A 22,904-nucleotide genomic window follows, 5' to 3' on the forward strand; every position below is an offset into this window, starting at 1 on the left:
CCTGCCCAAAGCGGGTTATACCTTTGCGGCTTCCACAAAGCGCGGATCGAAGGTTTGCGCAAATGAGATATCCGCACTTGCCAGTTCCGGATCGAGCGCCTTCAGCATCTCGAACAGGCTCTTGAAGCCGTCTTCCGCAATCAGGCCCTTTTCGGAATACATGGCGCGGGACTTCTCGAAACCGGTCTTGTAAAGCTCGCGGTCGCCGAGCAGATATTCTTCCGGCACGGCATCTGCCACTTCATCGGCCGAAGCCTTGTGAATCCAGTTCAGCGACTTGACGAAAGCATTGACGACCCGCTGCGTGGTAACCGGATTTGCATCGATGAAGCTCTGCTGCACATAAACGGTCGCGGCCGGATTGGTGCCACCGAAAAGCTGGCGCGTGCCTTCTTCGGTGCGTGTATCGAGTAGCAACGTGATGTCGCCATCCACTTCCAGTCGCGTGATAACCGGGTCGAGATGGACGAGGGCGGCGATTTCGCCCTTCTTGATGGCTGCGACAGCACTTGCGCCACCGCCGACACCGATGATCGAAGCAGCGTCTTCGGAGAGGCCGTTCTTGATGAGCGCATATTGCAGCAAAAGCGAGGTCGAAGAGCCGGGCGCCGTGACGCCGACATTCTGGCCCTTGAGATCGGCAATCGTCTTGATCTCGCCGGCGAGATCCTTGCGCACGCCGATGCAGATGCCCGGAAAGCGGCCAAGTTCGCAGACGGCCTTGATGTCCTGTCCCTTGTTCTGCATGCGAATGGTGTGTTCGTATGCACCGGTCACCACATCGACCGAACCGCCGATCAGCGCCTGCAAGGACTTTGCGCCGCCACCGAAATCATTGATGGTCGCCTTGATGCCTTCTTCCTCGAAGAAGCCCTTGCGCTCGGCAATGGTGAGGGGAAGGTAATAGAAGAGCGGCTTACCGCCAACACCGAACATCAGCTCCGGCTTTTCCGGCGTCGCAGATGCATCCTGCGCATAGGCAGGCAGGCGCGAGGCGATACCCGCAAGCCCGAAGGCGGCGGCGCCCAGCAAAATATCTCTACGCGTTGTCGTCATGGTTTCCTCCTTGAATACTCTTAATCATTGTGTCCGGCAGCTTTTGGACGCCAGACAAGCAGGCGTTCTTCGACGATGGACACGCCCCAGTCGATGACCAGAACGAATGCCGTCAGCACCAGCATGCCGGCAAAGACGCCGGTAACGTCGAACACGCCCTCAGCCTGATGGATCAGGTAGCCGAGACCTGCCGATGAGCCGAGATATTCCCCGACGACCGCGCCAACGACCGCAAAGCCGACAGCCGTATGCAGGCTTGAGAACATCCAGGACAGCGCCGATGGCAGATAGACATTTCGCAGGAGCTGGCGCTCGTTCATGCCCAGCATACGCGCATTGGCGAGTACCGTCTGGTTCACTTCCTTCACGCCCTGATAGACGTTGAAGAAGACGATGAAAAAGACCAGCGAGACGCCGAGCGCCACCTTCGACCAGATGCCGAGGCCCAGCCACAAAGCGAAGATCGGCGCCAGCACGACACGCGGCAGCGAGTTGGCCGCTTTCACATAAGGATCGAAGATTGCTGCAAGGAGGGGCTTGCGGGCGAACCAGAACCCGATGAGAACACCACCGATTGAGCCAATGGCAAAGGCCAGCATGGCTTCAAGCAGCGTGATGCCGAGGTGATACCAGATCGTTCCGTCGGAGAACCATTTGTAGATGCGCACGGCCACATCGCCCGGCGTTGCGAAGAAGAACTTCGCCTTGGCCGGATTGCCCAGCAGATGGGTGGCGGTGAAGATGTGCCAGACCAGAATAACGACGACAGCCACGCTGAGCTGCGCCAGAAACAGCATAGGCTTTTTCATTTCTTTTCCCCACTCGTCTGCTGATAGCCCTTGAGAACCTCTTCCTTGAGCGCACTCCATATTTCGCGATGAATTTCGTGAAACTTGTCGTCGAGGCGAATTTCGGAAATCTCGCGCGGGCGGGCGAGGGGAATTTTATATTCCGCCATGATGCGGGCACGCGGCCCGGCAGACATGATGACGACGCGATCCGCCAGCGCGATAGCCTCCTCCAGATCGTGGGTCACGAACATGACCGCCTTCTTGTCCTGCGACCACAGGTCCAGCAGAAGGTCACCCATGATAACGCGCGTCTGCGCATCAAGCGGGCCGAAGGGTTCATCCATCAGGAGATATTTCGGATTGCGGATCAGCACCTGCGCAAGACCAACGCGCTTGCGCTGTCCACCCGACAGCATATGCGGATAACGGTCACCGAAACTTGCAAGCCCGACGCGACCAAGCCATTCACGAGCCTGTTCGCGCGCCCTGGCCTTTGGCGTGCCAGCGATTTCCAGTCCGATGGAGACATTGTCCAGCACGGTCTTCCAGGGCATGAGAGCATCCTGCTGGAAGAGATAACCTGCCTTGCGATTGAGACCCTGCAGCCGCTGGCCGCTGATTTCGACAGTACCGCTGGCTGGCACGAGAAGCCCGGCAACGGCATTGAGCAATGTGGATTTTCCGCAGCCCGTCGGACCGACAATCGCCACGAATTCGTTTTCAGCAACTTCCAGATTGCTTTCGGCGACAGCATCGAAGCGACCGCCATCGGCCAGCTTGAACGAAATCTGCACATCCTTGAGCGCAATTGCTGTCTTGTGTGTTTCTTCCGGCTGAATACGGCTTGGTTCGGCGCTCATCGCTCGTCACATCCCGTGAACAGGCGATGTGCTTTGCCATAACGGCTCATATTTCCGCTCCTTTTCGGGTAGCGCCTCATGAATGGGGGAACAGACAAGATGCGTGACCTTATCCGTCTAAAGCGAGACGCAAAAATTTGCGATAGAGTCCCTTCGTATAACGTCCCGGCAAGAACATGCAACGAAAAGCGGACAGCGCATTTCAAACTATCGACAAAAATAAGTCTATACGAAATATTATTGCGATCAGCCGCGCCAGGTCAGGAAGCGTTTCTCGATCTGTCCGATGATGAAATTGACGATCAGTCCCATCACCGACAGGATTGTGACCCCGGCAAACAGCTTTTCAAGGTCGTAGAGCGACCCGGCTTCAAGGATATAGGAACCAACGCCAAACTGGGCGCCGAGCATTTCGGCTGCGACCAGCAGAATGATGGCGATGGAGATTGACACCCGCAACCCGGACAGGATCGCCGGAAAGGCTCCGGGCAGGATGATCTTGCGCACGATCGACCACCATCCGAGACCGAAGCTCTGGCCCATGCGCACAAGCGAACGATCCACATTATCGACCGCGCCGTAAGTGGCGACGACGGTGGGCGTAAAGGTGCCAAAGGCAATGAGCATATATTTCGACATTTCGTCGATACCGAACCAGATCACGAAAAGCGGCAGAAGCGCGATCTTGGGGATCGGGAAGAGGGCGGCGACGAGCGGCACCAGGCCGGCGCGGACATAGCTGAACAAGCCGATCATCACCCCGAGACCGACACCGACCGCTATGCCAAGGCTTGCACCGACGACAAGCCGCCGCAGCGATGGCAGCAGATGTTGCCACAGAAGGCCGGTCTGCCAGAGCTGGACGAAAGTTTCGAGTACCGCGGAAGGGCGCGGCAATGTCAGATTGGATATGAAGCCGCTGCGGGTTCCAATTTCCGCGAGAGCCAGCAGTGCCACGAACAGGATCAGGGCCATATGGCGCACCGGCTGGGGCGCGAAACCGCCACCCCGGAAAGGAACCGGGCGAACATCCGGGCTGGACTGCTTCATTTCTGCGACCTCAACCATTGACCAGCTCCTGATCTGCCGCCTGCGCTTCCGCCCGCATCAGCTCCCAGAGTTGCTTCTGTTTTTCTTCAAGAACGGGGTCGCCAAGATGACGTTCGGAAAGGGGAATATCGATATCGACAATTTCCCTGATCCGTCCCGGCCTTCGCGACAGTACCACCACCCGATGACCGAGCCGCACCGCCTCGTTGAGATTGTGCGTGACATAAACGGAGGTAAATGGCTGGCGCGTCCACAGCGCAATCAGGTCGTCCATCAGCAATTCCCGCGTCTGGCTATCGAGCGCCGACAAGGGCTCATCCATCAGCATGACGGCGGGGCGCACCGACAAGGCGCGTGCAATCGCCACGCGCTGGCGCATGCCACCCGAAAGCTGCTTCGGCAATGCCTGTCGGAAATCCGAGAGCCGGGTGCGCTCCAGAACATTGGTTACGATCCTGTCCATTTCCGCCCGGCCAAGATCATGATCCTCCAGCACCAGCTTTATATTTCCTTCCACGCTGCGCCATGGCAGCAGCGCGAAGTGCTGGAAAACATAGGTGAGGGGATTGAGTGAATCCTTCGGCGGCGAACCTACCTGCAGCACTTCGCCCGAAGATGGCTTTTCAAGGCCACCCAGAAAACGCAGAAGCGTGGACTTTCCGCAGCCCGAAGGGCCGATCAGGCAGACAATCTGCCCTTGCGGGATGGTGAGCGATATATCTTTGAGAACTTCGACCGGACCATAGGAATGGCTGATGTTTTTCAGTTGCAGATCCATTTCAACTCCAGTCGGAAAGTCCGCCCTTCAACGTTAGAGTGCGTTTCGATCTGATTGGGTCAGGTCGGCGCTCTATCTCTTTGTTTTGACGCGCATCCCGGTTTGGAATGCCTGTCTTCGGGCTTTGTGCCCGACAAAACCTGTCGGGCACTGAATGTTCAGTTTCAGCCAGCCTTGGCCAGTCTCAAATTGTCTTGACGTAGGATGTGTCGAACAGCTTTTCCTGTGTGACCGCTTCCTTGACCATACCTTCGGAGCGGAACCAGTCGAGCTGCTCCACGCAGCTATTCAGCGACAGGGCCAGCCCCTTGTTGATGCGCATAGCGCCATCGATCAGGTTTTGTTTTGCCGTCTCGAACGGGCTATCGCTTTCGACATATTTGTGCACGATCTTTGCGATGTCGTCGCGCGCCGCGTCGTCTGCCGTGTTGTCGACAAAGGCCGCATTATAGTCATCGATAGCCTTGGAATAGGCTTTGACGAAGGCTTCAGTCATGGCGCGCTCGTCGCTCGCATTCCTGGTAGACGTGAATGCTGTCGTGACCTGATAATCCGGCGCATAGTCTGAGACGAGGCCGATCTGCTTTGCGGCGCCCTCACGAATGAGCTTCTTGGCGATATTGGGCTGGATGGCCCAGGAATCGATCTGACCGGTTGACAGAGCGCCAACTATGGCACCGAGTTTCTGCAACGGGCGGAGCTGGATTTCAGAAAGTGGAATATTGTTGGCCTTGGCGATCTTGTGCGCCATGAAATGGAATGACGATCCTGCCGTGGTGATGCCAAAGCTGTGTCCCGCCAGCTTGGACGGTTCCGTCAGCCCGCCTTCATAGGCCTTGTTGGAGGCCAGAATAACATTGCCGGTAATGCCTTTTTCTTCGGCAAGCGCACCGCCAATCACCTTGATCGCACCTTTGTCAGCCAGGCTGATAAGTCCGCCGCTCATTGCCGTCACGCCGAAATCGGCGTCGCCCGATGCGATGGCAACGGCCATGGGCTGGGCGGCTTCAAAGAACTTCAACTCGATATCGAGACCGGCATCTTTGAAATAGCCACGCTCATGCGCAATATAGCTCGGCGCATGGCTCGCCAGATGGAGCACCGCCAGATTGCGCGGCGCGGCGCGGGCAGGGGAGCCGAAAGCCGTGCTGATGCCCAATGCACCAAGTCCCATCAATGTCTGACGGCGTGTCAGCGTGAAATCCATTCTGGCTCTCCTCCGATGCGGGTATCAGCCCGGCACAACAGATTTCCTGCCAAGCCCGGCAAACAAAATTTCATTACGTCTCTGCCACGGAAAAATATGGAAGATTGCTTTCGCATAAAGCCACATAGCGGGATTTTCAATAAGATTAACGGCCACGTACATGTTCTGCCGCCAATGCACAGGCATCGATTCTCCGCAGAAACGGGCCTAATCGAGCCAATATTGGACCGGATGCGGTCTCAGGCAGAAGATGCCCGCCCGCCAATCCTTCGCCTTCAACATCGGTGGCCCAGTCCGCCCATATATCGAGCGGTTCGCGCCCGCCGCCATAGCGTCGACCTTGTTCCCAGAAGACCAGAACCGGCGCATGAATGCGCCGTCCTGCCGCCCGATCGGCAAGATCGTCGGCTTCATCCACGCCAGCGCCAGCGCGGTAATCCTCGCATATCCAGTGCCGGACTTCCGCGCTGTCAAAGGCTTCCCGGTAATCTGCCAGTGCAAGCGGATGTAGTTTGTCGAGACCATGCGCCATCTTCTGCAAGGTCGTATCGATCATGAACCGGGGATCGCCGGACAGGAGCGTTTCCGGCAGCGGCTCGGGTTGGGCCAACATGAACCAGTGCCATGCGCCCATGCCGAATGCTTTGCTGGCGCCTTCCCACATTTCGGGTGTCGGCACGACCGTGACGGACACCAGTCCAAGCACCTTGTCCGGATGATCCAGCGCCATGCGATAGGCGACTCGACCGCCGCGATCATGCCCGATCACCACGAACCGTTCATGGCCGAGCGCCTGCATCAACTCCACCAGACTGGCCGCCATGCGACGTTTCGATCCGGCTCCTGCAGGATTGGACGTGACGCGGCTCCGGCCATAGCCCGGCAGATCAGGCACGATGACCGTGCAGGAACTGGTGAGTTCCGGAGCGATGCGATGCCACGCGGCCATGGTTTCCGGATAACCGTGCAACAACAGGACCGGCAGGCCCTTACCGCCAGTCATGACGGCGAAACGAACATTGTTCGTTTCCACCTCCCGCATTTCAAAGCCGGGAAAGAGCTGCTCGATTGCTGGTTTCATACCCCACCGTTCTGGCTTTGCCGGAAACTGATTCAGTTGAAAGTGCTATGCTAGAGCATTTCCGGTTTTGATTGAAACAGTGGAATCAAGCCACCGCGCGACCTGTTCGCGCGATGGTCATACAATCAGCCTTCATTTCATTCGCTTTGAAGCGACAGCCAGCGGGTTGCGTGTATGTTCATCAGATTATCGCTGTAGCCTTCAACCTTGTCTGCCACGAGCGCTTGCGACGAGGGATAGAGCAGAGGAATGACGGGAACTTCTCTCAGCAGAATACGCTCTGCCTCGGCAAGCGTTTGGGCTCGCATCTTGGCGTCGGTCATGGTTTCCGACTTGGCAATCAGCGCATCGTATTCCTTGTTCGACCAATCCGAATTATTAAAATAATTGTCAGTCGTGAACATATTCAGGAAGGAATAGGCGTCATTGTAATCACCAATCCATGCCTGATACGCAAAATCATACATGCCATGTTCATGCAGATAATTGAAATAGGTAGCACCTTCGACTTCGTCTTGTGATGCTTCGATGCCAATATTCTTGAGCATGTCTGCAATAGCAATCATCGAGTTCTTGTTATTGACTGAAGTAGCATAGCGGAGCTTGACCGACAGGCTTCCCGGCGCGACGCCGGCCTCCTCCAGCAATTCCTTCGCCCTGTCTTCACGGTCAAGAATGTCCTCATCCATATAGTCCAGCCGGGGCGCATCTGCGACGTAGTTTTCAGTGCCGGGAGGCACCATCGAATAGCCCGGCATCATCATGCCTCGCCTGATTTCCTTTGCCAGAAACTTGCGGTCTATCGCCATCGAAATTGCCTGCCGCACCCTGGGGTCGCGCAGCTTGCTGTCCGGCTCGCCTTTGACGCTGACATAGAAAGTGCCGAAATAGGGTGCTACGCGCAGATTATGCCCCAGATTGGACTTGATATAATCCATCTGCTCGGCGGAAACCGTACCGCAAATGTCGATCTCCCCGGCCTCAAAACGACGCATGCACGACGCCGGTTGCTCGAATGGAATCCAGTTCACCACGTCGATCTTTACGCTGGAGGAGTCCCAGTAATTCGGGTTTTTCTTCATGACGATCTGGGCATTTGGCGTAAAACTTGCCAGCGTGTAGGCACCATTCGACACCATGTTTCCCGCCAAAGTGAACTTGTCTCCGTATTTTTCAACGGCTTTCCGGTTTAGCGGCAAGGTCGTCTGATGGGTCAGCAGCGAAAGGAAATAAGGGGTAGGGGACGTAAGCGTGATTTTCAGCGTGAAGTCGTCAAGCGCCTCGACGCCCAACTGATCCAGCGGGAGCTTGCCGGTATTGATTTCTCTGGCGTTCTTGATCGCATAGAGAACATTGGCGTAGCCAGCGCCAGTCCTTGGATCGATGATACGGTGTAGAGAATATTCGAAATCGCCGGTAGTAACCGGATCGCCATTCGACCATTTTGCGTTTTCGCGCAGATGAAACGTATAGATCAGTCCGTTAGAAGAAATATCCCAGGACCGCGCCACACCCGGTATCAGCTCACCCTTCGCATCTTCGCTAACAAGTCCTTCATAGAGATCGCGCAGCAGGGCGCTTTCATTCACCGTCGTTGTTCGGTGTTGATCGAGCGTGGACGGATCGCTGCCGCTATCGCGGTTAAGTACTGTTTCAGCCGATGCGATACCGGCCACAGAACACCAGCAAACGCTCGCAAGAAAGAAACTGCGATACATGAAATCCTCCCGTTGATAACGCGGCGACGTCCATGCGCCGCAAGAAGTATTCAATGTATATATCCATCTAATATATTTCTATTTTAAGTAGTTACCCGCAATTTTTGTCTAAACACTTCGATCAGACGCATATAAATGCAACCTATAATTCGCCTATTATAATTTGCGATTATATAAACTGAATTCATGTTCTATCTTGTATTTGCATTTCCATTAAAACTTTTTTCTTTTGGAATTTTTTACTACCACTTGTGAGGGGACATGAAATTCAATTTACTGTTGGCAGGCAGCATTGCGACCGCGTGCAACCTGTCCGTTGCCTATGGCGCTGACGCTGTAGTCACACCCGAGCCGGAACCGGCACAATATGTCCGGGTCTGTGACGCCTACGGTGCGGGATATTTCTATATTCCCGGAACCGAAACATGCCTGCGGATTCACGGCTACGTCCGCTATCTCATGCAGGGCGGAGACGATGTTTATGGCCGCGGTTTTACCGACAAGGACGGAAAGCCTCATCTCCAGCGTTCCAGCAAGCGTGATACGTGGGATAATTCTGCCCGCTTGACACTGCGCACCAGTACGGCGTCCGAGACAGAACTTGGTACGCTCAAAACCTATGCGGAAACCCGTTTTCAATGGGGCAACGGCGAGGACTCCAAGTCCACCGGCTCGCTACGCTTTGGCTATATCGATCTGGGCGGACTGCGTGTCGGCCTCGATTTTTCAGCTTTCACATCCTTCGTTGGCTATCTTGGCGACGTCTTCAACGACGATGTCATCCTCGCTGGCGGTTACCGGACAGGACTGATCAGCTACACCTATTCCGGCAGCAACGGCATTTCGGCAATCCTGTCGCTGGAACAGGGCAATAATGTCGATACCGACAAGAAATATGGCTATGACGGCACAATCAGCGATTATACTCCGCATGTCGTTGGCGGCCTCAAATATGCTCAGGATTGGGGAGCGGTGATTGCAGTTGCCGCTTACGATGCCCGCAATGAAAAATGGGCAGGCAAGTTGCGCGGCAATCTCAACATCACCGACCGGTTTTCGGTGTGGGCGATGGGCGGCTATAAATCCAACAAAGACAACTATATGGACGTCCAGGGCGACAACAGCCAGATCGCTGGTCGAGTGCGCGTGATCGATAGTTTCTATGGCCAGTGGGGCGGTGACTGGGCCGCATGGGGCGGCGGCGCTTACAAGCTTTCCGAAAAGGCCGTTCTCAATGCAGAACTTGCTTACGACGGCACGAATACGTTCTATACGACCGCAAATGTCACTTACGAACTGGTTCCGGGTTTCACGGTCACGCCGGAAATCTCCTATGTGCGTTGGAATGACAAGAAGTCAGTCCTCAACGGAACAGACGCCTGGCAAGGACTGATCGCACTGCAGCGGTCATTCTGAGATCAAAGGAAGCGCCTGAAAAGGCGCTTCTTGCTCATATGTGGACGGGCCTTTCTGCAAGTCGCACTTCAAGCTGGAGCTCACCCTCGGGATCACTCTCAATCAGATAATACGCATTATGGAACTATCCGATATTGATCCGGTCTGGAATTTGGGGAGCTCTTTGACGCACAGCTTATTCACAGGATCGCCCGGAAAACGACGAATGTAATTTTCCTCGAATCGGAACGATTTTTCGTCCATTTTCATCTGACATTCAAACGTCGCAAATCGCGGAAATTGCGGCGTTTTTCTGGCGAACCCGGCCAGCGGGCCGATCTTGTAAATGGGATGAAAATCGATCATTCCGTACCAGAAAACGGGCACCGAAATCGCTCAAGAAATCGTGAATACATTAATTAAGTCAAAGCGTTGATAAGTTCTCTTGCAAGTGGCGTGCTTATCCATAAGATGCGGGACATTTCAAAAATTTCAAAGGAGGGGTTCTCAAATGTATCGTAAATTTCTACTGACAGGTGTGTGTCTTCTGGCGCTGGCTGGCGCTGCTTCGGCTGAAGTCGTTCTCAATCGCGGCAACGACACCGATCCGGCGACGCTGGACCATCATCGCACCTCGACGGTGGCTGAAGGCAACGTCATGCGCGACTTGTATGACGGCCTGACAATTCAGAACGCAAACGGCGAAGCAGTGCCGGGTGTAGCGAAATCCTGGGATGTTTCCGAAGACGGCACGGTCTACACTTTCCATCTGCGCGATGACGCCAAATGGTCGAACGGCGATCCGGTCACAGCCGGTGACTTCCAGTTCACTTTCCGCCGCCTGATGGACCCGAAGACAGCCGCCGGTTATGCCAGCATGCTGTTCATCATCAAGAACGCCGAAGATATTGCCGGTGGCAAGAAACCGACTGACCAGCTCGGCGTCGAAGCCGTCGATGACCATACGCTCAAGATCACGTTGAACGCCCCTGCTCCGTATTTCCTTGAGCTTCTGACCCACCAGACCGGCTTCCCGTTGCACCAGAAAAGCGTCGAGGCAAATGGCGACAAGTTCACCACGCCCGGCAAGATGGTGACGAACGGCGCCTATATGCTGGAAAGTTTCACACCGAACGACAAGATCGTGATGAAGAAGAATCCGTATTATTATGAAGCGGATCAGGTGAAGATCGATACGGTCAACTGGATACCGTTCGAGGATCGCGCAAGCTGCATGCGCCGTTTCGAGGCGAAGGAAGTGCAGATCTGCTCCGACGTTCCGGCCGAGCAGATGGACTATGTGAAGAAGAACCTGTCCAAGGAATTCCGCATGGCGCCTTATCTCGGCGTCTATTATCTGCCGGTAAAAGGCAAGACCGCAGACAGCAAGCTGAAGGACCCGCGTGTCCGTCAGGCGATTTCCATGGCCATCGACCGTGATTTCATTGCCGATCAGGTCTGGCAAGGCACCATGCTGCCGGGCTATTCAATGGTTCCTCCGGGCATTGCCAATTATGTGAAGGATGCGCCGAAGCTCAACTATTCCGACGATATGCTGGAGCGCGAAGACAAGGCCAAGGAACTGTTGAAGGAAGCAGGCGTCGAGCCTAACACACTTTCGATCGAACTGCTTTACAACACCTCGGAAAACAACAAGAACACCATGGCTGCCATCGCCGATCAGCTCGGCAATATCGGCGTCAAGGCTTCGCTCAACGAAACGGAAGGTGCGACCTACTTCAACTTCATGCGCGACGATGGCCCATTTGACATCGCCCGTGCAGGCTGGATCGGTGACTATAACGATCCGCAGAACTTCCTGTTCATCAGCCAGAGCAATGTGAGCTTCAACTATTCCAAGGTGAAGAACGCCGATTACGATGCGCTGATGGCGAAGGCCGAAAAAATTCTCGATCTCAACGAGCGTGCCAAGACACTGGCAGAAGCCGAACAGGTAAAGCTTGATGAGATGAGCAATATCCCGATCCTCTATTATTCGTCGCGCGCCCTTGTTTCGGACAAGATCGACGGTTGGAACGACAACCTGATGGATAGCCACAAGACGCGCTGGCTTTCGTTTAAACAATAAATTTTCAGCTTGGGCTGCGCTTCTCGGCGCGGCCCTTTTTCTTCCGGCTGTTCCGGAGGGCCCTCTTTTGTCGGGGCAAACGTTTTCTAAAAAGCATATGGGAGTTTTTACAATGGTTCGCGGATTCCTGATGACAGGCATTTGCCTGATGGCGCTCAGCGGCGCTGCATCGGCAGAAACAGTGCTCAACCGGGGTAACGATACCGATCCCGCCACGCTGGACCAGCACCACACGACCACCGTTTCGGAAAACCGTGTCCTGCGCGACCTTTATGAAGGTTTGCTCGCGCAAAACGAGAAGGGCGAAGCCATCCCCGGCGCGGCTGCATCGTGGGATATTTCCGAAGACGGTCTCACCTACACATTCCATATGCGCGAAAATGCCAAATGGTCGAATGGCGATCCTGTCACTGCGGGCGATTTCGAGTTTTCCTTCCGTCGCATCATGGACCCGAAGACGGCTGCCGGTTACGCCAGCGTCCTCTATGCCATCAAGAATGCCGAGGAAGTTGCCACCGGCAAAATGCCGGTCGATCAGCTTGGCGTGAAGGCGCTTGACGACAAGACACTTCAGATAGACCTCAAGAACCCTGCCCCTTATTTCCTTGAGCTTCTCACGCACCAGACGGGATTTCCGGTCAACAAGAAGGCTGTCGAGAAGTTCGGCGACAAGTTCACCCTGCCCGGCAATATGGTGACCAATGGCGCCTACACGCTTGTCGGTTTCACTCCCAATGACAAAATCTCCATGAAGAAGAACCCGAATTACTGGGACGCTTCCAATGTGAAGATCGATGCGGTCAACTGGATTCCGTTTGAAGACCGGGCAAGCTGCATGCGCCGCTTCGAGGCGAAGGAAGTCGATATCTGTTCCGATGTTCCTGCCGAACAGATGGATTATGTGAAGAAGAACCTCAGCAGCCAGTTCCGCCTCGCTCCCTATCTCGGCATCTATTATGTCGACATCAAAGGCGAGCCCACGAGCAAGCTGCGCGATCCGCGCGTGCGTCGCGCCATATCGATGGCCGTCGATCGCGAGTTCCTCGCCAATGAGGTCTGGCGCGGTGTGATGCTGCCAGCCAGTTCGATGGTGCCGCCCGGCATTGCAAATTACGTCAAGGATGCGCCGAAGCTGGATTTCGCCGACGAGGATGTGCTGGACCGCGAGGACAAGGCCAAGGAACTGCTGCAGGAAGCCGGTGTCCAGCCGGGCAGCCTTTCTGTGACCCTGCGTTACAACACCTCGGAAAACCACAAGAATACCATGGCAGCGCTTGCCAACATGCTGGGCAATATCGGCATCAAGGCAACGCTCAACGAGGTCGAAGGCGCTACCTTCTATAACTACCTTCAGGAAAAGGGGATGTTCGACATCACCCGCGACGGCTGGATCGGCGATTACAACGATCCGAATTCGTTCCTGGAGCTTTATACCACCGGCAATTACTTCAATTATGCCGAATGGTCGAACAAGGATTACGACGCGCTGATGGCGAAATCCGCAACTACGACCGATCTCAAAGAGCGGGCAAAAATCCTCGCTGAAGCAGAGAAGATACTGCTCGGCGACGGGGCTGTCGTGCCCCTGATGTATTATTCATCCACCGCTCTCGTTGCCGACCGTGTTCAGGGTTATGAAGACAACCTCATGAATTCGCACGGCACGCGCTGGCTATCGACAAAGAATTAAAAACAAAAATGAAACACGCCCTTAGTGGGATTTGCCGGATCGTTTGAAAGCGATCCGGCAAAGAAGGGAAAAGAACATGCTGGGCTATACGCTCCGACGATTGGGTAGTGCGATACCCACGATATTTATCATCATCACGCTGACATTCTTTCTGATCCGGCTCGCGCCCGGCGGACCTTTCGACCTTGAAAGGCCGATTGATCCGCTGATCCTGGAGAACCTCAAGAAGGCCTATAATATGGATGCGCCGCTGTGGCAGCAGTATCTGATTTATCTGGGCAATCTTCTGCACGGCGATCTTGGACCAAGCTTCACGCGACGCGATTTCACCGTGAACGACCTTTTCGCTTCCGGCCTGCCCGTTTCGATCATGCTCGGCACGCTCGGACTGACGCTTGCGGCCATTATCGGAACGTTTCTCGGCACGCTGGCAGCGCTGAAGCAGAATTCAGCCGTCGACTATTTCGTTGTCGCGCTGGCCACATTCGGCATCACCACACCGAACTTCGTCGTAGCTCCTCTCCTCAGCCTTTTGTTCGGTGTCATCCTCGGCTGGGTTCCGGCGGGCGGCTGGTCTTCGGCCAATATAACCTACTGGATATTACCGGTTCTGACACTTGCATTGCCGCAGGTTGGCGTCATTGCGCGTCTTGTGCGCGGCGCAACGATTGAGGCATTGCGCGCCAATCACGTGCGCACCGCGCGCGCCTATGGCCTGCCATCGCGTGTGGTTGTGGGTGTGCATGCATTGCGCGCCGCCATGCTGCCCGCCGTCTCCTATCTCGGCCCGACGGCAGCCGCCCTGCTCACAGGTTCGGTCGTGGTCGAGACGATTTTCGGCATTCCCGGCATCGGTCGCTATTTCGTGCAGGGCGCGCTCAGCCGCGATTACACCCTCGTCATGGGAACCGTTGTTGTCATTTCGGTCTTCGTCGTGGTGTTCAACCTGATTGTCGACCTTCTTTATGCATGGCTTGATCCGAGGGTTCGCTATGACTGATCTTTCTGTACCGACGGAAACAGCCCGGCTGGAAGTTCCAAGCCGCTCGCTCTGGCAGGACGCATGGTTGCGCCTGCGCAAGAACAAGGCTGCGGTGGCAAGCGCTATCGTCCTTCTCCTGATGGCTTTTCTGGGCATATTCGGCCCGATGCTGAGCCCGCATCCTTACGACAAGATTTATCCGCAGTTCGTGCGTGTGGCCCCAAGCCTGGAAGCCTATCCGCGTGCGGATACCATCCTGCCGGGCCTTGACCGCGAACTTGCCCGCGCGCGATTGAAAGCTGCCGGCGAACCGGAACTGAGCGGCAACAATGTCGTTGTCGATTTCACCGCACAGCGCCCGACGGATGAACGTGTGTTGCGTTATTTCCAGCGCTCCGACCTGTTCAGCAATCCGAAGATCGACATCGCTTCGGATGGGCTGTCGGGCAAGCTGACCCTCAATGTGACGCGCAATTACTTCCTGCTCGGCACTGATAATCTTGGCCGCGATCTGATGACGCGCATCTTCATCGGCGTGCGCATGTCGCTTGCCATCGGCCTGCTTGCTTCGGCAATGTCTCTGATACTGGGCGTGTCCTTCGGCGCCATCTCAGGTTATCTGGGCGGACGCGTCGATAATGTGATGATGCGGCTGGTCGATATTCTCTATTCGCTGCCCTTTATCTTCTTCGTCATATTGATGCTCGTCTTCTTCGGGCGATCCATTTTCATCATCTTCATCGCCATTGGCGCGACGGAGTGGCTGGATATGGCGCGCATCGTGCGCGGACAGACATTGAGCCTCAAACGTCAGGAATTCGTTCAGGCGGCAGAAGCGCTTGGCGCGACACGACGCGGCGTCATCACCCGCCATATCATTCCGAATGCGCTCGGCCCGGTCATCGTTTTCGTGACGCTTCTGGTGCCGAAGGCAATCCTGCTCGAAAGTCTCCTCTCCTTCCTCGGTCTCGGCGTTCAGGACCCCCTCACCTCTCTGGGGCTGCTGATTTCCGAAGGTGCCCAGAACATGCGCGGCGCAAGCTGGCAATTGATCTGGCCTGCCGCAACGCTGACCATCATCCTGTTTGCGCTGAACTTCCTTGGCGACGGCCTGCGCGACAGCCTTGACCCGAAGGATCGCTGAGATGACGAGTGAAAACATTCTGAGCGTGCGCGACCTGAAGGTCACTTTCGACACGCATGACGGGCCGGTGCAGGCGGTGCGCGGCATCAATCTCGATGTCAAAGCCGGCGAAACCATCGCAATCGTCGGCGAGTCCGGCTCCGGCAAGAGCCAGACAACCATGGCGATGATGGGGCTTCTGGCCCAGAACGGCAAGGCGACCGGACAGGCGCTCTATCGCGGTCAGGATCTGATCGGCATGTCCGAAAAGAAGCTGAACAATATCCGCGGCGCAAAGATCACCATGATCTTTCAAGAGCCGATGACGTCGCTCGATCCGCTTTACCGCATCGGCGACCAGCTTGCCGAACCGCTTCGCTATCATCGTGGCATGAACAAGAAGCAGGCGCGTCCGCGTATTCTTGAACTGCTCAAGCTGGTTGGTATTCCAGAGCCTGAGCGCCGCATCGACAGCTATCCCTATGAACTGTCGGGCGGGCAGCGCCAGCGCGTCATGATCGCCATGGCGCTCGCCAACGAACCGGACATCCTGATTGCGGACGAACCGACGACCGCGCTCGACGTCACCATTCAGGCGCAGATTCTCGACCTGCTGGCCGATCTGCAGAAGCGGCTGGGCATGGCGGTGGTCTTCATCACGCATGATCTCGGCATCGTGCGGCGCTTTGCCGACCGGGTCTATGTGATGCGTTCCGGCGAAGTGGTTGAAACCAACGATACGGAAAAACTGTTCACCGCGCCTGAGCATCCCTATACGAAGATGCTGCTCGATGCAGAGCCGGAAGGCGAAAAGGCTCCTCCCCGCGAGGACGCGCCGGTGCTGGTTCGCGCCGACAATGTGAAGGTCAACTTCCTCATCAACAAGCCATGGCTCGGCGCTGCGAACTATCTCACCGCCGTCAACAATGTCTCGCTAACGCTGAAGGAAGGCCAGACCATCGGCATCGTGGGTGAATCCGGTTCCGGCAAGTCTACGCTCGGCCGCGCCATTCTGCGTCTTCTCCCATCAGAAGGCCGCATCGCTTATCTCGGCAAGGAATTGCCGGTGGAATCGCAGGCGATGCGCCCGAAGCGCCGCGAGTTGCAGCTCGTTTTTCAGGACCCTTTCGGCTCGCTCAGCCCGCGCATGACCGTGGGACGCATCATCACCGAAGGACTTCTGATCCACGAACCGAACCTTTCGGCGAAAGAGCGTGATCGTCGTGCGCAGGAAGCATTGCGGGAAGTCGGCATGGATCCGGCCATGCGCAATCGCTATCCGCACGAATTTTCCGGTGGCCAGCGTCAGCGCATTGCCATTGCGCGCACGATGATCCTGAAACCGCGCGTGATCGTGCTCGATGAGCCGACGAGTGCGCTGGATCGCTCAGTGCAGAAGCAGATCGTTACCCTGCTGCGCGATCTCCAGAAGGATCACGGCCTGTCCTATCTCTTCATCAGCCACGACATGGCGGTCGTGCGTGCGGTCTCGGACTATGTGATCGTGATGAAGAATGGAAAGATCGTCGAACAGGGCGATACCGAACAGGTGTTCGATCACCCACGCGAGGACTATACCAAGGCCCTGATGGCGGCAGCACTCAGCGAAGAGCGCTTCGGCACGTGATATAATGACGGAATGAAAAGCGAAAAGGGCCTGATTTCAGGCCCTTTTCATTTGAAAGAAGGTCAGGCGACGCTGTGCAGTTCGGTGCAGACCTTGTTGCGCCCCATATGTTTGGCGCGATAAAGCGCGGCATCAGCTCTGCGGAAGACAGTCTGGAAATCATCGTCTCCCGGCGTGCAGAAGGCGATCCCGGCACTGGTCGTCGTTGAGAAGCCCCCCGCCGGAGCCTCGAAGGCGATCGCCGCAAAGGCTTTACGGATCATGTCGGCCAGAGCGAGAACATCGCTATTATGTTTCTGCCTCAGGATCAGAACGAACTCCTCGCCGCCGATGCGCGAGATGAGGGCCGCGCCTTTGATATGGCTGCGCAGAACGTCGGAGAAGGTGCCCAGCACCTGATCGCCCACGATGTGGCCATGCGTATCATTGATGGATTTGAACGCATCCAGATCGAAGATCACGACTGAATCCCCGAGTTGCAGTTCATTATCGTCCAGCACGTCGTAAAGCGCGCGCCGGTTCAGCAATCCGGTCAGGCTGTCGGTGCGTGCCTCGTTGGCATGACGGCGCGCAATGCGCGATTGGGTGAAATTCAGTGACAGCGCGCCAATGCCCGTAATGCCTATGATAGCGGTAATGGCATTGATATCTTCGGCCCAATTGCTCGGGGTCGCAGTCATGACCCACTGTTGTTGATGCAGGATGACAGCGCCGCACAGAAAGAACGAAATCGCTGTCAGGGCATAAAGAACGATCATGCCCATGACCGGGACCGGCGCTTCCCGATAGACATGGAAATATTCTTTCGCCGTCAGCAGAAGTAACAGAGCCGAAGTCAGGTTGAAGATCGCCGTGCCCGTGCCCGTCTGTCCGGCCAGAATGGGCAGCGTCGTCGCGCATATGACAGCAATCGCCAGAACGACCAGAAAGCTCCGTTGTATCGGACGTCCGGAAATCTGCCGTGACCCGACAATCAGGAAGATGAAACCGACGCTCTCCAGACCGAAGGCGACAATGGAGGCCGTAGCCAGCGGCAAAGGCCCCGCATAGTAAAGTACTGCCCCCGTGCCGAGCAGGATCATGCCAAGGCAGCCCCAGAGCAGAAATTTGTCACGCGAGTTCTGATACCAGACGCTGAGAATCGTAAGGCCGACTGCCAGAGAGCAGATACCAGTCGCAAAAAACAAAGTGTTCTGGTCGAATCCCAAAGCTGCCTTTCCCCCGCCGCCTACCCGCCGTGAAGCCAAGTGTAATTCAGCTCTTGAAAATAAGCGATAAGCAATATGCTCGCGTCAAACAGGCATCGCCCAAAGGATGCCATCTCTATACAGAACAGATGAGCTATGGTTAATAATCACTGCGCGGGGTTTTGGTAAAAGAGGTCTAGATGTTCAAAATTGCATTGCTGGCAGGCAGCCTGACACTTCTTGCAACACCATCGTCATTCGCCGACGAACAGACAATCGAAGGCGTGGGCCTCGGCAGGGAAATTACGTGCACCTCCGGCGATGTCGGGATTTACGGTGCCGAAAATACCATCAAGCTCAAGGGAGAATGCGGCCATGTCACCGTCCATGGCGTTTCCCATACCGTGACCTTTGAGAATGCCCAGAAGCTCTCGATATCCGGAACGGACAACACGGTTTCTGGTGGAGCCACGCAAAATCTCATCGTGGAAGTGTCGAACAATCAGGTAAACGCCACCTTGAAGAAAGGAACAGACCCTTCAATTCTGGAGATTTCCGGTGCAGCGAATATCGTCAATGTGAAGGTCGACGGGCCTTCACAATTCGACGTCAGCGGCTCGAACCATCAGGTGACCTGGTCGCTTGCCGGCGGCTCCACGGAACCGACGATCTCGATCTCCGGCGCCGACAACGATGTAAGCAAGGCTGAATAAAAATAACCTGCGCGGCACCGTGAAGGAGCCGCGCAGATTCTCGGTATCAGGCTGCCAGCGAAGCCATGTCGATGACGAAGCGGTAGCGCACATCGCTCTTCAGGACGCGCTCATAGGCTTCGTTGATTTGCTGGATATTGATCTTCTCGATTTCCGAAACGATGTTGTGCTGGCCGCAGAAGTCCAGCATTTCCTGCGTTTCCTTGATCGAACCGATCATCGATCCCGCAAGCGACTTGCGACCGGGAATGAGCGAGAAGGCATGCACCGGCACCATATGCTCCGGAACACCGACGACGACCATCGTGCCATTGACCTTGAGCAGAGCAAGATAGGCATTCCAGTCGATGGCAACGCCAACCGTGCAGATGATAAGATCGAACGATCCGGCCAGCTTCTCGAAGGTGGTCGCGTCGCTGGTCGCGTAATATTCATGAGCGCCGAGCTTGAGACCGTCTTCCTTCTTTGAAAGCGACTGGCTCAGAACCGTTACATGCGCGCCCATGGCGTTGGCGAGCTTGACGCCCATATGCCCGAGCCCACCCATGCCGATGATCGCAACCCTTTTGCCGGGACCGGCATTCCAGTGGCGCAGCGGCGAGTACAGCGTAATGCCTGCACAAAGCAGCGGCGCTGCCGCATCGAGCGGAAGGTTGTCCGGCATGGAGAGGACATAGCCTTCCTTGACGACGATATGGTCGGAATATCCGCCCTGCGTCCGTGCCTTTCCTGCCGCATCGAAGGTGTTGTAGGTCTGGATGAGACCGGGAAGATAATGCTCATTGTCGACATCCCGGCTGGCGCAGCCAACACAGGAATCCACGAAGCAGCCGACGCCTACCTTGTCGCCGACCTTGAACTTGGTGACCGCATCGCCGACGGCGGTGACGACACCCGCGATTTCGTGCCCCGGAACGATGGGATAAACTGCGTTCTTCCATTCATTGCGGACGGTATGGATGTCGGAATGGCAAACGCCGCAATACTGGATCGAGATGACCACGTCATCCGCATTGGGCTCGCGCCGTTCAAAAGTGAACGGAACCAACGGCTCATCTGCATCCGTAGCAGCATAACCTCTTGCTATGGCCATGATAGACTCCATTTATTGGATTGGGGAAGCAGGCTAAATATGCCGGATGCAAGGACAGATGCGGTAGACCGATCCTGCAAGCTTCTTGCACGATCCTGCAAAACTGCCTGCTCCGCGATTGCCGATACCTACCTGCTTGCGCAATAATTACTCTATTCCACATCATCTGAAGCGGATCACATATGACGTCACTGACAGACACCTATAAGGAGCTTGCTGCTCTGGCTGAGCGTTTCACCGCGCAGGACGGCGAATACCGCACGCCGATCGAAGGTCTGTCCATCAGCAGGCGCACGACACCAAGCATCCCCTGCCACAGCAGTTATCGGCCCTGTCTCGCCATGGTGTTGCAGGGCGCGAAATCCCTGCGTCTCGGTTCCGAGACGATCAACTATACCAAGGGCGAATATCTGGTGACGTCGCTCGACCTGCCCGTCACATGGCGGGTAGTGGAGGCAAGTCCAGAAGCACCGCATCTGTGTCTTGCTCTCGCCATCGACAGCGAAAAGCTCACTGATCTGATCGGGCGCGCCGACGTTCGCAGGCACATGATGGGCGTTGGCGATCAATGGGGGATCACCGTCAATGCAGCGCCTGCTGGACTGCTGGATGCGGCCCTGCGCCTCCTGCGCCTTCTCGACAATCCCGAGGATATTCCGGTGATGGCGCCCCTCATCGAACAGGAAATTCTCTATCGCCTTCTGACGGGTCCGGGCGGCGAGCGCTTGATCAATATCGCAACCGCCGACAGTCAGGCCAACCGGATAGCGCGCGCCATCGGGTGGCTTCGGCAAAACTTTGCAGCGCCATTGCGGATCGAACAGCTTGCCGAACACGTCAATATGAGCGCGTCGTCATTTCATCATCATTTCAAGGCGATTACAGCTATGACGCCAGTTCAGTATCAAAAGCAGTTGCGTCTGAACGAGGCACGCAGACTGATGCTGGTCGAGCGGCTGGATGCCGGTACGGCTGGCCATCGCGTCGGCTATCAAAGCCCGTCGCAGTTCAGCCGCGAATATAGCCGCTTCTATGGAAACCCACCGATGCGCGACATCGAAGCGGCTTAGATAACAGAACGGCGGAACTCTCGTTCCGCCGTTCTTATTTGTCAGTGCGTCTGGCTATTGCGGACTGCTGCGACATCTGCCGCCTTTACCGGGCCTGCACTGTTACCCCATGCCGAGCGGACGAATGTGGCCAGTTCGGCAACTTCATCATCCGACAGGCGGTCGGCATAACCCTGCATCACAAGACGCATCGGACGCTTCGCCGTGGACGGAACCTCGGCGCCATGCAGGATGATCGAGATCAGCGGCTTCGTTTCCGAACCCGTCACAAGATCATTACCGGCAAGCTCAGGAAAGATTCCGGGCGCGCCCTTGCCGGTCACGAAATGACAGGCTGCGCAGCTATCAATGTAGAGACGCGCGCCAAGAGGCATGTCCGGAGAAGCTTCCGTCAGCATCTTTGTCGTTGCTTCACCGGCGGCATCCGCCGGCGCTGCTGGCAATGCCATCGACGCCTTTGAAGCAAAGCTCTGTGGCACTTCGACGGCTGCGCCATCGATCCCCTTCAGGAACGCTGCAATTGCCAGATTATCGGCATCGGTCAGATGCTGCAGCGAATGTTCGACCGCGAGGCCCATTTCGCCATTGGCCGTGGAGTAGGAGTTGCGGCCCGTCGCAAGGTAGGTCGCCAGTTCCTCAATGGACCATTTCTGTGGAGCAGAATTGGCGCCGCGCAGAGACGGTGCATTCCAGCCATCGACAACGCCGCCGGTGAGGAAGTCCTTGTCACCGACCTGCGTGCCGCTTTGCGCCATCAGCGAATTACGTGGGCTGTGGCAGGCGGCGCAGTGTGCCGGTCCCTCGACCAGATATTGTCCGCGATCCTCTGCTTCCGATTTGCCAGCAGCCTTGAAGCCCGCTTCCTGGCCGAGAGCCAGCCAGTTCCAGGCGCGAATCCCGAAACGCATATTGAACGGGAAGCCAAGCTTGGTTTCCTGAACGACATTATTCACCGGATCTACCTGATGCATGAAATACTCATACAGCGCACGGACGTCTTCTTCCGTCAGCTTGCGATAGTTCTCATATGGCATTGCCGGATAGAGATGCGAGCCGTCAGCACGAATGCCGTCATAAAGAGCGGCGCGAAACTGATCCAGCGTCCAGTTTCCAATGCCGGTTTCCTTGTCAGGCGTGATGTTGGTCGTCCAGATCGTGCCCATCGGGCTTGCAATCGGACGGCCACCGGCAAAGGGCTTGCCGCCTTCCGCCGTATGGCAGGCCATACAGTCAGAGGCATACATGACGTATTGCCCCTGCCCTTCGGCGGGCTTCCAGTCTGCGGCCAGTTCCTTGGTCGGTTTGGTCAGTTGTACCGGCACGAAGATGAAGGCGAGCAGCGCGACAATCCCGATGACGACCAGAGCGCCGATTATGCGAAGAAAAGTTTTCAT

20 protein-coding genes are annotated in these 22,904 nt (G+C 56.1%); 8 read left to right on the plus strand and 12 right to left on the minus strand.

The window, feature by feature from the left end; all coding sequences use genetic code 11:
• Positions 1-15: 15 nt before the first annotated feature.
• From F9K94_RS14870 to F9K94_RS14910, 8 genes are all read right to left on the minus strand, one after another.
• Positions 16-1,056, minus strand: a complete 1,041-nt coding sequence (locus F9K94_RS14870) for an ABC transporter substrate-binding protein (protein ID WP_151646548.1) — start codon at positions 1,054-1,056, stop codon at positions 16-18.
• A gap of 20 nt (positions 1,057-1,076) precedes the next feature.
• A complete protein-coding gene (locus F9K94_RS14875; protein ID WP_151646550.1) occupies positions 1,077-1,865 on the minus strand; it encodes an ABC transporter permease in 789 nt (262 codons plus the stop codon).
• Positions 1,862-2,707 carry an ABC transporter ATP-binding protein gene (locus F9K94_RS14880; protein WP_151646552.1) on the minus strand — a complete coding sequence of 282 codons (846 nt, stop codon included), beginning with the start codon at positions 2,705-2,707 and terminating at the stop codon, positions 1,862-1,864. Before F9K94_RS14880 ends, F9K94_RS14875 begins: the two co-directional genes overlap by 4 nt.
• Positions 2,708-2,953: 246 nt before the next feature.
• The gene (locus F9K94_RS14890) at positions 2,954-3,775 is read right to left on the minus strand and encodes an ABC transporter permease (protein WP_151646554.1); all 822 of its coding nucleotides are present in this window, start codon (positions 3,773-3,775) and stop codon (positions 2,954-2,956) included.
• Positions 3,768-4,535, minus strand: a complete 768-nt coding sequence (locus F9K94_RS14895; RefSeq protein WP_151646556.1) for an ABC transporter ATP-binding protein — start codon at positions 4,533-4,535, stop codon at positions 3,768-3,770. The genes F9K94_RS14890 and F9K94_RS14895 overlap by 8 nt, the downstream gene beginning before the upstream one ends.
• 184 nt (positions 4,536-4,719) lie before the next feature.
• Positions 4,720-5,742 carry an ABC transporter substrate-binding protein gene (locus F9K94_RS14900; protein WP_151646558.1) on the minus strand — a complete coding sequence of 341 codons (1,023 nt, stop codon included), beginning with the start codon at positions 5,740-5,742 and terminating at the stop codon, positions 4,720-4,722.
• A 145-nt stretch (positions 5,743-5,887) separates the two neighbouring features.
• The gene (locus tag F9K94_RS14905) at positions 5,888-6,823 is read right to left on the minus strand and encodes an alpha/beta hydrolase (RefSeq protein WP_151646560.1); all 936 of its coding nucleotides are present in this window, start codon (positions 6,821-6,823) and stop codon (positions 5,888-5,890) included.
• Between the two features lie 137 nt (positions 6,824-6,960).
• Positions 6,961-8,541, minus strand: a complete 1,581-nt coding sequence (locus tag F9K94_RS14910; protein WP_151646562.1) for a peptide ABC transporter substrate-binding protein — start codon at positions 8,539-8,541, stop codon at positions 6,961-6,963.
• 261 nt (positions 8,542-8,802) lie between these two features.
• Between F9K94_RS14910 and F9K94_RS14915 the strand changes: the two genes are divergently transcribed.
• Positions 8,803-9,957, plus strand: coding sequence for a porin (locus F9K94_RS14915; RefSeq protein ID WP_151646564.1), 1,155 nt, complete (start codon positions 8,803-8,805; stop codon positions 9,955-9,957).
• A gap of 102 nt (positions 9,958-10,059) precedes the next feature.
• Here F9K94_RS14915 and F9K94_RS24600 read toward each other — a convergent pair whose 3' ends face one another.
• The gene (locus F9K94_RS24600) at positions 10,060-10,302 is read right to left on the minus strand and encodes a hypothetical protein (protein ID WP_210250254.1); all 243 of its coding nucleotides are present in this window, start codon (positions 10,300-10,302) and stop codon (positions 10,060-10,062) included.
• Between the two features lie 145 nt (positions 10,303-10,447).
• Between F9K94_RS24600 and F9K94_RS14920 the strand changes: the two genes are divergently transcribed.
• The 5 genes from F9K94_RS14920 to F9K94_RS14940 all read left to right on the plus strand — a co-directional run bounded on the left by F9K94_RS14920 (position 10,448) and on the right by F9K94_RS14940 (position 17,447).
• On the plus strand, positions 10,448-12,025 hold the full coding sequence (locus tag F9K94_RS14920; protein WP_151646566.1) for a peptide ABC transporter substrate-binding protein: 1,578 nt from the start codon (positions 10,448-10,450) through the stop codon (positions 12,023-12,025).
• A 112-nt stretch (positions 12,026-12,137) separates the two neighbouring features.
• Positions 12,138-13,715, plus strand: a complete 1,578-nt coding sequence (locus F9K94_RS14925; protein ID WP_151646567.1) for a peptide ABC transporter substrate-binding protein — start codon at positions 12,138-12,140, stop codon at positions 13,713-13,715.
• 76 nt (positions 13,716-13,791) lie between these two features.
• Positions 13,792-14,715: an ABC transporter permease gene (locus F9K94_RS14930; protein ID WP_061345341.1), complete on the plus strand. Its 924-nt coding sequence runs from the start codon at positions 13,792-13,794 to the stop codon at positions 14,713-14,715.
• Positions 14,708-15,841 (plus strand): ABC transporter permease, encoded by a 1,134-nt coding sequence (locus tag F9K94_RS14935; protein ID WP_151646569.1) that lies wholly within the window; start codon positions 14,708-14,710, stop codon positions 15,839-15,841. Before F9K94_RS14930 ends, F9K94_RS14935 begins: the two co-directional genes overlap by 8 nt.
• 1 nt (position 15,842) lies before the next feature.
• Complete coding sequence (locus tag F9K94_RS14940) at positions 15,843-17,447, plus strand: ABC transporter ATP-binding protein (protein WP_061345343.1); 1,605 nt, start codon at positions 15,843-15,845, stop codon at positions 17,445-17,447.
• Between the two features lie 62 nt (positions 17,448-17,509).
• On the opposite strand, the gene F9K94_RS14945 is transcribed toward F9K94_RS14940, so the two are convergent.
• Entirely contained in the window at positions 17,510-18,655 is a 1,146-nt protein-coding gene (locus F9K94_RS14945; RefSeq protein ID WP_151646571.1) for a GGDEF domain-containing protein, read from the minus strand.
• A 179-nt stretch (positions 18,656-18,834) separates the two neighbouring features.
• Here F9K94_RS14945 and F9K94_RS14950 point away from each other — a divergent pair, with 179 nt between their 5' ends.
• Positions 18,835-19,347: a DUF3060 domain-containing protein gene (locus F9K94_RS14950; RefSeq protein WP_151646573.1), complete on the plus strand. Its 513-nt coding sequence runs from the start codon at positions 18,835-18,837 to the stop codon at positions 19,345-19,347.
• A 46-nt stretch (positions 19,348-19,393) separates the two neighbouring features.
• On the opposite strand, the gene F9K94_RS14955 is transcribed toward F9K94_RS14950, so the two are convergent.
• On the minus strand, positions 19,394-20,440 hold the full coding sequence (locus F9K94_RS14955; RefSeq protein WP_151646575.1) for an NAD(P)-dependent alcohol dehydrogenase: 1,047 nt from the start codon (positions 20,438-20,440) through the stop codon (positions 19,394-19,396).
• 182 nt (positions 20,441-20,622) lie between these two features.
• On the opposite strand from F9K94_RS14955, the gene F9K94_RS14960 reads away from it, so the two are divergent.
• Positions 20,623-21,510, plus strand: a complete 888-nt coding sequence (locus F9K94_RS14960) for an AraC family transcriptional regulator (RefSeq protein ID WP_061345347.1) — start codon at positions 20,623-20,625, stop codon at positions 21,508-21,510.
• 41 nt (positions 21,511-21,551) lie between these two features.
• Here F9K94_RS14960 and F9K94_RS14965 read toward each other — a convergent pair whose 3' ends face one another.
• Complete coding sequence (locus F9K94_RS14965) at positions 21,552-22,904, minus strand: cytochrome c (RefSeq protein WP_151646577.1); 1,353 nt, start codon at positions 22,902-22,904, stop codon at positions 21,552-21,554.

This window comes from Brucella tritici, from assembly GCF_008932285.1.
GTDB classification, from domain to species: Bacteria; Pseudomonadota; Alphaproteobacteria; order Rhizobiales; family Rhizobiaceae; genus Brucella; species Brucella tritici.